The sequence below is a fragment of the Metabacillus malikii genome, assembly GCF_030813355.1.
Lineage (GTDB): Bacteria > Bacillota > Bacilli > Bacillales > Bacillaceae > Metabacillus > Metabacillus malikii.
In genome coordinates this window covers 24459-38214 of the sequence record NZ_JAUSUD010000004.1, presented here as the reverse complement: position 1 = coordinate 38214, position 13756 = coordinate 24459, and the positions used below count along the sequence as shown (strand labels likewise).

At 33.6% G+C, this 13756-nt stretch carries 10 protein-coding genes and 2 other RNA genes; 9 read left to right on the top strand and 3 right to left on the bottom strand.

Going from position 1 to position 13756, the window contains the following annotated elements; all coding sequences use genetic code 11:
- Nucleotides 1-109: 109 nt before the first annotated feature.
- The 9 genes from narI (at nt 110) to J2S19_RS05630 (ending at nt 10739) form a co-directional block, all read left to right on the top strand.
- Nucleotides 110-814, top strand: a complete 705-nt coding sequence (narI, locus tag J2S19_RS05670) for a respiratory nitrate reductase subunit gamma (RefSeq protein WP_307338531.1) — start codon at nt 110-112, stop codon at nt 812-814.
- 253 nt (nt 815-1067) lie between these two features.
- A non-coding RNA gene (gene ssrS, locus J2S19_RS05665) (6S RNA) lies at nt 1068-1255 on the top strand.
- A gap of 37 nt (nt 1256-1292) precedes the next feature.
- Nucleotides 1293-1561, top strand: an RNA gene (ffs, locus tag J2S19_RS05660) — signal recognition particle sRNA large type.
- A 325-nt stretch (nt 1562-1886) separates the two neighbouring features.
- The gene (locus tag J2S19_RS05655) at nt 1887-3446 is read left to right on the top strand and encodes a response regulator transcription factor (RefSeq protein ID WP_307338528.1); all 1560 of its coding nucleotides are present in this window, start codon (nt 1887-1889) and stop codon (nt 3444-3446) included.
- Nucleotides 3443-5188, top strand: coding sequence for a cache domain-containing sensor histidine kinase (locus J2S19_RS05650; RefSeq protein ID WP_307338526.1), 1746 nt, complete (start codon nt 3443-3445; stop codon nt 5186-5188). The genes J2S19_RS05655 and J2S19_RS05650 overlap by 4 nt, the downstream gene beginning before the upstream one ends.
- 215 nt (nt 5189-5403) lie before the next feature.
- On the top strand, nt 5404-7077 hold the full coding sequence (locus J2S19_RS05645; RefSeq protein ID WP_307338523.1) for an ABC transporter substrate-binding protein: 1674 nt from the start codon (nt 5404-5406) through the stop codon (nt 7075-7077).
- Between the two features lie 225 nt (nt 7078-7302).
- Nucleotides 7303-8274, top strand: coding sequence for an AAA family ATPase (locus J2S19_RS05640; RefSeq protein ID WP_307338520.1), 972 nt, complete (start codon nt 7303-7305; stop codon nt 8272-8274).
- Nucleotides 8275-9402 carry a DUF58 domain-containing protein gene (locus J2S19_RS05635; protein ID WP_307338517.1) on the top strand — a complete coding sequence of 376 codons (1128 nt, stop codon included), beginning with the start codon at nt 8275-8277 and terminating at the stop codon, nt 9400-9402. It abuts the gene before it with no gap.
- Between the two features lie 5 nt (nt 9403-9407).
- A complete protein-coding gene (locus J2S19_RS05630) occupies nt 9408-10739 on the top strand; it encodes a hypothetical protein (protein ID WP_307338514.1) in 1332 nt (443 codons plus the stop codon).
- A gap of 100 nt (nt 10740-10839) precedes the next feature.
- Here J2S19_RS05630 and J2S19_RS05625 read toward each other — a convergent pair whose 3' ends face one another.
- From J2S19_RS05625 to J2S19_RS05615, 3 genes are read right to left on the bottom strand one after another with little or no spacing between them, the layout of a single operon-like run.
- Nucleotides 10840-11004, bottom strand: a complete 165-nt coding sequence (locus J2S19_RS05625) for a hypothetical protein (protein ID WP_307338511.1) — start codon at nt 11002-11004, stop codon at nt 10840-10842.
- Nucleotides 11005-11028: 24 nt separating this feature from the next.
- The gene (locus J2S19_RS05620; protein WP_307338509.1) at nt 11029-12171 is read right to left on the bottom strand and encodes a Ger(x)C family spore germination protein; all 1143 of its coding nucleotides are present in this window, start codon (nt 12169-12171) and stop codon (nt 11029-11031) included.
- A 39-nt stretch (nt 12172-12210) separates the two neighbouring features.
- Entirely contained in the window at nt 12211-13749 is a 1539-nt protein-coding gene (locus tag J2S19_RS05615) for a spore germination protein (RefSeq protein ID WP_307338507.1), read from the bottom strand.
- Nucleotides 13750-13756 lie beyond the last annotated feature (7 nt).

Genomic DNA, 13756 nt, shown 5'->3' with positions numbered 1-13756 from the left:
TAAGAGTCTGATACTTTGTGTCTTTCAAAAACAAAAATCTGTATCTAGTGGAGTATATTAGTCAATTTCATATTCGTGTGCATTAATGTAAAGGAGGTAGGTGGTAAATATGGAAGAATTATTTCTTTGGACGATTTTCCCTTATTTATGTGCCACTGTCTTAATTGTTGCTTTACTTTATCGCTTTATCTATCGAGGAAAAAGCTGGACAGCACCGTCAACAGAAATCTTTGAAAAAAGATGGTTAAGGATTGGCTCTGTTGTGTTCCATTACGGGATTATTTTTGCCTTTATTGGTCATATAATGGGTGTTCTTATACCTCTAGAATTTTATAATGCAATTGGGGTAGATGACCATACATACCATTTCTTCGCGATTGCAGGTGGTGGCGTAGCAGGCCTAATGGTTGTATTAGGATTAATTGTCTTTCTTTTACGAAAGTTCTATTTTACAAACATTAGAGTTCATACATCATTCGGAGATTATTTTGCGATTATCCTACTATTACTAGTAGCTGGTATAGGAACATATATGACTCTCATCTATAATACAACAGTTGTTGCATATGAATATCGACTGACAATTGGCCCATGGTTTAGAAGTTTATTTACACTTAGACCACTTTCAGAACTTATGGTAGCAATCCCGACACTTTTTAAAGTCCATGTCGTACTGTCTTTCTTACTGTTTGCTTCAATACCATTTACAAAGCTTGTTCATATGTTTAGTTTTCCTGCTCGATATCCAGCAAGAGCACCTCAACAATACCGCTCGAGAAATGGCTATAAAAATAGTGATGGCAAGAAAATATAATTATATATAGGGAAGGATTCTTAATATTCTTCTCTATTTTTCTCATCTTTAGAATCTAGGTATTTGTTTATCAAAATGCCTTTCTTTTTTCTGTGTCAAAAATTTATATACCAATCAAATAATTATGTATTCTAAGCTTCTTAGTCAACCATATACTCATCGAACAGCTTTATTAGTAACAATTTTATTTACAAAATGTACCTGTTACTTCTTCGCTTTGAGTATGATATATTTTATATACAGACGAACAAACAAATTCCTACGATGTACGTAACCTCTATATGTTTTAAACCGTACTGTTTTATCGGGATTCTTACATTTGTAAATTGATGCTAAGCCTTTAGCCTTATGAAAGGACAGCAGAGACGTTTACATGCGGAAACCCACCTGCTTTAGAGCGGGTTATAAAACATGTGGGGATACGGCATAGGTGGGACTCTATAAAAAGATAATTCATCCAATATTCCAAAAATACATACCGTGCTAGATGGGAAGCTGGCGGTGTCCTGTACTCGCAATCCGCCTTAGCGAGGTTGAATTCCCTTTCTGCGGGATGTTGTAAATGTAAGGTTCGCCTTAAGTTATGCGGTGTTGACAATTTGGGTCCGCGCAACAGTACTCTATGAAATTGGTCAGGCCTGGAAGGGAGCAGCCATAAATAGAGATTCTGTGTGCCGCAGGGTAGCCCTAATCGAGCTAGCAGCTTAAGCAGCACTTATATTTCCATCACAATGAAAGGGTGCACGGTGATACATATGCAAAATATACGAAAAGCACAACACTGTTATCACTTAGTGTTGTGCTTTTTTTACTACATGCGGATTCAAAGTAGAATTCACCTAAGAAATAACTAAGTAAACAGTATAAATTTTCACGAAATCATCATTCGTTAATATTCCTTGAAACGAAGATAGATAATAGATTAAAATATATATAGTTAGTTGAATAAACAAACAAAGTTAGGTAAACTTATTCTATAACTATATATAAATACTATGAACACACAGATAAAAATGTAAACGGATTCACAGTTCTCCTATTTCTAACACCTTTAATAGTGGAGGTATTTATTGTGTTAAAACTCTTTTTAGTAGATGATGACCGTTATGTCCGTAAAGGATTACATAGCTTAATAGATTGGCACGGGTGCGGCTTTGAAGTCTGTGCTGAATCTGACAATGGTGAAGATGCTTTTGAATACATTGTTGCAAATCAACCTGATGTAGTTATTACGGATATAAAAATGCCTGTTCTAGATGGTTTAGAACTTATCAAAAAAACAACTGAAACAATGAATGTAACTCCTAGTTTTATTATTCTTAGCGGATATAGTGACTTCCGATATGCACAGCAAGCAGTACGCTACGGCGTACATGATTTTTTACTTAAACCTATTGAAAAAGAAGAATTAGAAGAAACATTAATCAAACTATCAAATAAATTACTAAAAAGCGAAAAACAGACACATTTACTAGATAACATTATCACAACTTCACATGAGGAAATCGTAACTAATCAAGATAACTTACTACCAGAGTTAAAATACAGGTTAACAAAATTAAGAAGATTTAATTACTTTATAATTGAAATCAATAACAGTTCGGTTGATTTAATTGAAATGAAAGACGCTTTATATCGTACTGTTACTTTTGAAAAAAATGAATATTTCCTTATTTGTCAACTTAGCCAAAGTGAATATGGACTTATTTTCGTTTCATCACACTCCACGCTCAATCATAAGATATGTGATTTATCAGAGGGTTTGCAAAAGAAGCTATCCTCACATTTTCATAATGAAGTTTCGATATATGTTGGAAAAACTGTGCATGAATTCACTAAACTAGATGAATCATATGAATCAGCTAAAGTAGCAGCCCAATATAAATTTTTAATGCCCTCAAATGTACCTATTATATTTGAAAGTACGCTTAACCAATCGATAAATTATACGGTGCTAAATCAAGATCTCGAAATTCAATTAATGGAATTGATTGAAGAACATAATCACTCTGCTATTATTGATACAATTGAATCTATTTTTACAGAGTTTAAAAATAGGTATTTCGCAAAAAGTGCAGTTCGTACTTCAATTAATCGAATTGTGCATGAGGTAGTCAAAACAATTAAAACACTTGAAGGTAATGAAAAGGAGCTTTCTACTATAACCGAGATGTTTCACTGGGCTGATTATGGACTAACGTTAGAGCAATTAAAGGACCTATTCGTTAAGTTTATATTAGAAGCATCCGAACAGATTGCTCAATTAAATAAACACAATGCATCAAACAGTATTTATCATGTTAAAAAATATATTGATAGACATTACCATGAAAATTTAACTCTTAAGGAGATAGCAAATATATTTTTCATGAACCCAGTCTATATGGGACAGCTTTTCAAAAAAACATATGGAATTTACTTCAAGGATTACTATTTACAATTGAGAATTGAACATGCTAAAAAGCTTCTCAGGCAAACAGATAAAAAAATATATGAAGTATCTGAATCTGTAGGGTTTTCCAATCCGGATTATTTTGTTACACAATTTGAGAAAAAAGAGGGGATAACTCCTAGTAAATATCGTCGTAATCATATGAAAAATCAACTTGAAAGAAGTAAAACGATAAGATGAAAAGATTTCACATTAACAATGTTAAACTAAAGAATAAATTATTAATTGTTTATATTCTTGCTGTGTTTATTCCAGTCCTACTAACAAATATAATATTTTATCAAGTTACAACATCAAATGTTCGTACACAAAAAATCAATGATTTGTCTCTTGCTATTGAACAAATGGCTAATGACTTTCGCCAAGGAATAGATGATGCCGTTGGTGTTTCTTCCTTTTTATATACAGATAATCTACTTTACTCGTTTTTAGAACATGAATATGAGAATGATATTGAATTTATCTTAGCTTATAACTCTTTCTTTCGAGATATAAACAAATATACACCTATTTACTCAACAATCCACTCAATTTCTTTATACACAGATAATGATACCGTCATCTTTGCTGGTGGGATTAACAAAACTACAAATGAAATTAAACAAACAAATTGGTATAAGAAAATGAACCAGGTTAATAGCATGTATCCAATTGTAACTAGAACAACCGGAGAAGATGGAAGTCTAAATACATTTAGTGTAATAAGAGAATTAGGCTACTCTAAAAGTAATGAAAAAGAGAAAATAATAAAAATAGATTTAAACATGTCTTCAATTGAGCGTATCTTTCATAACGTGACATTCCAAGGGGATGTCTATCTAATCAATAGCAATGGAAATATAGAATATACGACAAATAAAAATATTGATTGGCAAAACGAGAAACATAGTTTCAGTGAAAACTCCTTTCCTAAGGAAATGCTCTTTATCACAGAACAATTTCCACAACAACATATGAATAATTGGAAAGTCGTTGGAGCTATTACGGAGGATAAATTACTAGAAGACGTTAAATCATCTAGAAAATTTATAATCTATTTTGCCCTGATAAATATTATATTACCTTCATTATTAATCATACTCATTACAAGGAATATACATCATCGACTTTCAAATGTTTTAAAACATATGAGAAAATTGGAAGCCCAAAGTTTTGAGATTATTGAAGGAAAAGAGTATAAAGATGAGATTGGAGCTCTAACAAGCGGATTTAACCGAATGTCCCTAAAAATAAAAGGGCTAATTAACGATGTTTATGTTGCAAGCATTCAAAAAAAGGATTTAGACTTACAAAGGAAGCAAGCCCAACTAAGTGCTTTACAAAGTCAAATAAATCCACATTTTCTTTTTAATGTACTAGAAACAATCCGAATGAGAAGTTTAATTAAGGAAGAAAAGGAAACATCCAATATTATTCATAATTTAGCAAAATTACTACGGAGATCGTTTATTTGGGGCAAGGATTGGGTAACGGTCAAGGAAGAACTTCAAGTTATTAATAGTTTTTTAGAAATCCAACACTACCGTTTTGATGAAAAAATGACGTACACCTTTGATGTAGATGAAAGTACACTAAATTGTTTAATTCCTAATATGTCATTGATACCGTTTGTAGAGAATGCTAGCATTCATGGTATCGAACCGCTTAAGGCAGACGGTGTAATTGAAGTGAAAATAAAACGTTTTGAGGATAATATCCTCTGTACGATAAGTGATAATGGGGTAGGTATAGATACTAAGAAGTATAATGAAATTATGCAATCCTTTCATGATGAGAACTTTACAGGAGAACACGTAGGAATGAAAAATGTTTTTTATCGCTTTAAACTGCATTATCAAAATCAATTCGATTTAAAGATTATTTCGAAACAAGGACATGGCACGACCCTGCAAATTAAACTACCTTATCAAGAATATAAGTAATAAGGTGATAGATTCAGCAGTTTTGTAAATGGCTATAGAATTGTTGTGTTTAGATTTCTTTAGCAGTGCAGCTATATGTATGTCTATAGGCTAATCTATAAAATGGTGCAAAGACTACATATTGTATAAGAAATAAATTAATTTATTACTTATAGATAATAATTTAATATGAAAGTGCTTACGTTATATTCGGTCATATAAAGAGGGGGAATAAAATGCACAAAGTTAAAATTAACATTTCAGTTTTGTTACTAGCTCTCATTTTTACGAATACCGGATGTCAAAATAATGTCTTTATAGGGAGCAGTGATAGTGAGACTTCAGAACATGAAGATGTTGTTACCTTTACATTCTTTAACGGTTTTACACCAGGGAAGGATATAAACACAAGTGAAACAAAGATTGGAAAAATGTTTGAAGACGAAACAGGTATTAATTTTGATATTGAGCACATAGTAGGAGATGTTAACATTAAAGTAGGGACAATGATTGCTAGTGGTCAATACCCCGACCTTATGAATGCACAGGAATCAACTGATGCTATGATTGATGCAGGAGCATATATTCCATTAAATGACCTAATCGAAGAACATGCACCTAATATTAAAAAACTATATGGACCTTATTTAGACTTAATGAAGCGTGATGATGGGAATATTTATGTGATTCCCTCTGGAGCAGATCATGGATATGCAGCACCCCCTAATGTACTGCAAGGGGCCTTCTGGATCCAGCGTCGTGTCCTAAAAGATATGGGTTACCCAAATCCTAAAACATTAGATGAGTACTTTGCAATAATAGAAGAATACTATAATAAAATTAAACTAATTAATGGGAATGAAACGATTGGCTTTACTGCTTTAACATATGATTGGCGATTTTTTGCATTTTCAAATGCTCCGATGCATTTAGCAGGGTATCCAAATGATGGAGAGATATATGTTGATATGGAGACGCACGAAGCTAAAGTATATGCTGATAAAGAAATAACAAAAAAGTGGTTAAGAAAAATTAATGAAATTAATAACATAGGCCTGTTTGATCGAGAATCATTTACTCAGACTTATGATGAGTATTTAGCAAAGATTGCGTCTGGACAGGTATTAGGCTTCTTTGACTATTATTGGCAAGTACAACCTGCAATGGAGAAATTAAAAAATGGAGATGACCCCTATAAAGAATATATGGCTTTTCCCATTGTCTTTGATGCTAATATTAAGGATCAATATATGGACCCGTCATCCTTTGTTGCCTCACCGGGTCTAGGCATTACTGTTAGCACAACAGATGAGGAACGAATAAAAATCATTAAATTTTTAGATCATATGGCAAAAGAAGAGACTCAGAAATTAATAAATTGGGGTATTGAAGGAGAAACGTTTGAAATCGGTGAAAATGGTCGCTACTATCGGACAAAAGAACAAATGGCCCTTACCTCAGACCAAAATTTTAGAGATGAATTTGGATTTACTTATTTTGAATGGATTTGGCCACGTGGTGAAGGCGTTTATGAGGATGGGAATTCATGGGAACCGCGCAATCAGCCTGAAGTTGCTATATTAGATTATGACAAGACTGATAACGAGTTTTTAAAAGCATATCATTTAACTGTTTTTACAGACTTATTTTCAGAACCTGAAGATAGGCCATGGTATCCAGCATGGGATACCCCTATTCAACAAGGCTCACCTGCACAGATGTATGAGCAACAGGCTGAAGCATTACTAAAAAGTTCCTTTCCAAAGATTGCTTTAGCGAAACCAGAGGATTTTGAAAAGGAATGGGAGGCCTACATTAAAGAATTCAAAACCTTAGATTCACAACAATATGAAAATATCATTACTGAATCAGTGAAAAGAAAAGTTAAACTTAGAGAAGAAGCTAATTAGATGGTTATTAAAGTATCGAAAAGACTGATTATCCTGTATGTAAGGAATCAGTCTTTTTAACTACATAATTAATTCTCCTTACATGTGTACATACTCTTTCTCACTAAGCTTATTCCTCCTCAATAGAAAATACTGTCATTTCTCCATATTTTAAGTAAAATAGACTTATAAGAAAATGGTAGCGATTGCAAAGAAAGATTCTTTAAACTAAAAGGGGACATTGTTATGAATTTATCTGATATCCAACATCTTGCTGAAAAATTAAAGAATACAATTCAAAAAGTAGTGATAGGAAAGGATGAGCAAATAAATCATCTAATTGTAGCACTTATTTCATCAGGTCACGTTCTTTTAGAGGATGTTCCTGGTACAGGAAAAACATTATTAGCAAAAACACTAGCAAAATCATTATCTTGTTCATTTAATCGAATTCAATTTACACCTGATTTGTTGCCAACTGACGTGACTGGAATGAATGTGTACAATCAGAAAGATGGATTGTTTGAGTTTAAGAGGGGACCAATTTTTTCAAATATTGTCCTTGCAGATGAATTAAACCGGGCAACCCCACGTACACAATCAAGTTTACTTGAATGTATGGAGGAAGGACAAACGACAATCGACGGTGAGACTCATATATTGCATCGCCCTTTTATGGTTATTGCAACACAAAATCCTGTAGAAAACCAAGGAACATTCCCATTACCAGAAGCGCAGCTTGATCGCTTTTTACTAAAGATACGACTTGGGTATCCAACTAAGGAAGAAGGATTACATATTTTAAAACGATTTAAAGAATCGAACCCATTAATCGAAATTGAGGCTATTATTGAGAAAGAGGAAATACTTGCTGCACAAAACTTATATTCTAGTATTTTTGTAAGCGATGATGTTCTCCTATATATAATGAATATCATCGAATCGACTAGAACACATCCATCAATTGAATTAGGTGTAAGCCCGCGAGGAAGTCAAGCTTTGTTAAAAGCCGTACAAGTAATCGCTATATTAAATGGCAGAGAATATGTTACACCCGATGATGTGAAAGCAATGATCAAACCAGTTTTAAGCCATCGAATTATTTTAAAATCAATGTTACGGGCGAAACAAGCGGATGTAGAGCAAATTCTTGATGAAATCATTGACTCAGTTTCAGTCCCTACAGAGGATGTTTTAATGAAAGGTGAGCATCGGTAAATGAATATCGCTTGGTTTATTTTTATCACTTGCGTAATCGCTGCTGTACAAAGCTATATTTTTAATAGGTGGGGATTAGCAAAAATTGAATATGACCGATATTTTAATAAAGATGCTGTGTTTGCGGGAGAGGAAATTGAACTAGTTGACAAAATCTCAAATAATAAAATATTACCTATTCCATGGCTCAGACTAGAATCAAAGATTCATAAACAATTAAAGTTTTTGAACAGACATGATATCCAGAAGGAAGAACACAGTGATGAGTTTCATCGAACGCTATTTAGCCTTTTGCCATTTCAAAAAATTACTAGAAGACATAAAATCCGTTGTCAGAAACGAGGATTTTATGAGTTAACCTCTGTTTCACTGACAATAGGTGATGTTCTAGGCCTAGGAGAAACGTTTCATTACGTAGAGTCAAAAACAGCTATAATTGTCTATCCAGAAATCATTTCAATTGACGAAATTCCCTTACCTTCACGTAGTTGGCTTGGAGACATCCTTGTGAAAAGATGGATAATCGATGACCCGTTCACTTTAGCAGGGATAAGAAACTATACGTATGGCGATTCAATGAATACTGTTAATTGGAAAGCTACTGCGCGTACGAACAGCTTGCAAGTTAATAAACGAGATACTACAGCAGACCATGAGTTAATAATATATGTGAATTTTGACGATACAGAAGATATTTGGCTGCCAATTCAGAAGCCAGAATTAATAGAAAAGGCTATTTCCTTTGCAGCATCACTTGCCCATTATACGATCTCTAATGGGATGTCTACAGGGTTTGCTTGTAATTCATATCTAGTAGAACCGTTCGGATCCGGCCAGGTAACGAACCATAAGACACCCATACGGATAGAAGCTAGTAATGGACAACAACATTTAACCTCTATATATGATACGATGGCTAAGCTTAGCATGGATAAAAGCATCAGTTTTAATCGCTTCTTTCAAGAAGAAACTCAAAATCTAAAAGACACCGATGTTCTCATCATTACTTCCATATTAACGGACAGTATGCAGGAAACTATTCGTAAACTTGAGCATCACGGTAACAAAATTGAAATACTCATCGTTTCTGAGCAACATGACTTACCACAACAAGCAAATTGGAGGTAAAATCGATGGCAATATCTTTTAAAAAAGTATATTTTGCAATAATCGAATTTATATTAATCCTACCAATTCTACTACTAGTTGGGATTCTTTTTGTATCTAATAAAATGGGAATCTGGCTACTTATTTTACCGCTACTTTTTATCATTGGTTTCTTGAGTTCAAGTGTTATTCATGAAAAAGCTAAAACAAGGTTCTTCCTAACTGTTTTAATGTTTCTTACAAGTATCCCAATTACGCTACTATTCAATAATCAATTTTTCACTATTTTGATGTTGTCATTTGTACATTGCTTAGTATTCATTCGAGGTAGATATTACCATGTTATTGCTGCAGATAAAGTGCTTACCCCTTATTTATTATGGGTCTTAGGCTTTCCAGTATATTTTCTAGCGTATTTCACTTATCAATATTTCGGCGTCCTTACCCCCTACATACCTGTGATAACATGGTCTGGGTTAATTTTCATTATTACTACATTATTTTTATCAAATAGCGGAGTGTTAAAGGCTTCAACCTTAGCAAAGAATAATAAACCAATTGTATCAAAGGCCATAAAGCAAAAAAATTCCCTATATCTTTTAGGAATGATCGGTATCGTAACACTCATAACAAGCTTTGGCATTGTTAAGTATGTTATCGTTCAGGGATTTTCGTTATTCATTTCCGGACTCCTGTGGTTTCTCTCATTTTTTGAAAGTGACGAAGAATCAATACAACAGTCTCCTCCAGCAACTGAACAATCTTTCCCAGTACTTGAGAGAGGAGAGCCATCCACAATTATCGTAATACTAGAGAAAATAATGTATATTGCCTTTTACATTATTGGAACAGTCATTTGTATTATGTTAATTGTGTATGGAGGAAAGAAGGTTATGCGCTTAATAAAGACCTCATACCAATGGCTTATGAATCGAGTAGGACAATTACTTCAATTAAGCAATCATAATAGTGAGAATGGACTTGTGTATATTGATGAAAAAGAAAGTCTAATTGATATAAAGAAACTTCAAAAAGACACAAAAGAAAAGGTAACTAAGCTATTTTTTAAACCATTTACTCAACGACGACAAAAGTGGGAGAACTTAACTGAAAGGGAGAAAGTCAGATATGTATACCAACAACTAGTAAAGGAGCAAATCCTTCATCACGGTTATCAATATAAACGAACAAACACATCAACCGAAACTTTAACCGAAATAATTAATGAAATTGATAGTATGAAACCGGAAGTAATCACCTTGTTGGACAGCTATGGAAAAGCTAGATATAGCAACCAAATGTTAAGTACTCAAGATCTTAAAAATGTTAGAGCTATTTTTGAGTTACTAAAAGAATAATAAAATTAATAGGTCTCGCTTCTCGGTTGTTACATAGCATGAATCACACGAACAGTGATTGTTTGAGAGGGAGAGACCCATTAATGCAAAAAGCCTTAAATTACATAAATCCTTGTAGAACTGCAACAAAACTTAAACTTAATCCTACTATTAATAAGAACGAGAAGACTAATAATTCTTTCTTTTCCTTGTTCTTAATAAGTTTAGGTGCTTCCAAAGCGTAGATTACAATAAAGATAAGCAATATCATAATATATTTAAGCATATAATCCTACTCCAAAATCGAATTTTACATTCTTAATCCTACTCTTCTTAAATAGACTTTAGCGTTTATAGAAACATCAAGTTGTGTAAACAACTCGTCCCAATTTTGTTTATATTTATTATTCCACTCATAAGGATATTCTTTATATACTCTTTGTCCAAATCCAAATATATCTGATTGATAATCCTTTTGAACCTTTATCAAAACCTGTTGTACCTTATCAATAAGCTCAGTTTCCATTTGCTTTTGCAAATCTTCGATAACCTTTGAGTCATTTAAATTCAATTCGGAATCATTTTCAATTACTTTTAATTCTGTAATGATATTCACATCAATTTTTAAATCACCATTTTCTATGGTAGGGACAATTTTTGATTCTGCTCTAATAATTTGGCCACTTATATTGCCATTCCCGTTTTCTTTGGGGATATGGTGGGTGATAATACCTTTATTAAGTTTATTTTGTATCCATAAAATTGCTCTTGTTTCAAATGAATCTAGCCAACCGACCAATTTTTCATCTTTAAACACTGCTGCACCGGTTATTTTTTGGCCCTTCTCTGAGTCTTCCTTACTTTCTTCTAATGAGGTAACTGAATAGTGTGGTGCAATTGGTTCGAGCCCATCTGTTAAAAGCATATCTAAAAAATCTCTAACATATATCGTAATTCCTTTACCTAATTTCGCTAATTCTTTAGATTCTTCAGAAGCGATACTCTCTAAGACCGGCTTTGCTTTTAAGACTTTTAGTGCATCTCCCTTTGTAATCATAATAAAACTATTTATACGTGGTTCATGGTACCTTGTATGAAAGTCTACTATCTGTTTAACACCTTCTTTAGCTAAGTCTTCGCCGATTAACAGTACGCGACTTTGTGAGAAAAATATTTGCCTGCCGATTTTCTCCTGCAAATTATTATAGGCATCTGAAACGTTCGCACCAGTTTCAGAAATAATAAAAGTTCCACTTTCGCCATTCCCGCCACTTAATGTTGGTCCTAACTTTGAAGGAATTGCCACTTGGAGTGAGAGTCGAAGCTTGTCATCCTCGTATAGGTCTAAGCCGATTGCTGTAACAATTGCGATATCATTTACTTCAACACGATCCCAGCAACCACCAAGGATCACTGTCATAATAAATAAAAGAACGACTTTAATTGCTCTCATAAACACCTTCCTAACTTGTTCACGTACAATTCCTATAAACTATTCTTTTCCTAATCGCTTCAAATTCCGTTTTGCCGTCTGTTCTGGTCGTTCATTCATTTTCCACCACGGAACCCTAATAAATATATCTTTAATATTGTTTACATTTAGAGGAGCGACCGGGGAAAAGTAAGGAACACCAAAAGAACGTAATTTCACTAAATGCACTAAAATAAAGAACACACCTAGCAGGATACCGTAAAATCCTAATATTGCTGCTAAGAAAATCATAAGAAATCGTAGTAATCGAATTGCGCCTGTAAAGCTATAACTCGGGAACATGAAGGAGGCAATTCCAGTTGTAGACACTACGATAACTAAAGGAGCAGAAACGATACCTGCTTCTACTGCTGCTTGTCCAATGACTAAAGCTCCAACAATACTAACAGTAGAACCGATTGGCCTTGGTAGCCGTAAACCAGCTTCTCGTAGCGCCTCAAATGTAATTTCCATTAATAATGCTTCGATAACAGCAGGGAAGGGTACTTTTTCCCTTGAAGCTGCGACACTAAATAATAGGTTTGTTGGCAATAGCTCCTGATGAAAGGTCGTCACGGCAATATAGATTGAAGGGAACAGTAACGCTATAAATAAGAACAAATAACGGATACCTCTAATAAAGGATGTCATAATAAATCTTCCGTAATAATCTTCAGAAGCATTCATCAATTGAAAAAAAGTAACCGGTACAATTAAAGCGAAGGGGCTATTATCAACGAGTATAGCTATTCTTCCTTCTAATATATTCCCGACCACACGATCGGGCCGCTCAGTTTGTAAGGCTTGGGGAAAGACTGTATAAGGATCATCTTCGATAAATTCTAAGATGTATCCGCTATCCTCAATTGCATCAAGTTCGATCCTTTTTAGCCTACTACGTATTTCATCAACAATAGACTTTTGCGCAATGTTCTCCAAATAGACTATGACAACATCTGTTTTAGAGAGTTTACCAATTTTCAAAGATTCGAATTTAAGTTCTGTTGTTTTTAAACGTCTCCGAATCATACTGATGTTCGTACGTATATTTTCAATAAAACCTTCCCGGGGTCCTAAAACAACTGCTTCTGATAAAGGTTCGTCTACAGAACGTTGGATCCAATGATGTTCTCCGATTAGCAATGCTTGACTATATCCATTTATAAAAAGAACCGTACCACCTGATAATATAAAATCTATTGCTTCTTGAAAGGATGGACTAATCTCAATACTTGCTGCACTAATTTCTTTGAGAAAGGAATCAATAGTTGGATTTTCTTCATCCATAGGTTTTAACAGAGGATTAATGACATGTAATTCCATTCTTTTTTCCTCAACAAGCCCATTTAAATAGAAAATTGCAGCAGGTATCGTTTTATTAATTTTAAACTCTCGATAAGAAAAATCTTCAGCACCATTGAATAGCTTTTTAAGCTCAGAAAGATTTTCCTGTATTTCGATAGATATTTCACTTTTGCCACAATCGTTTTGAGATTGACCTATAGACTGATGTTTCTGGGACTTTTTTGATGATTTTACTTTACGTTTAAATAATTTCAATTCAAGC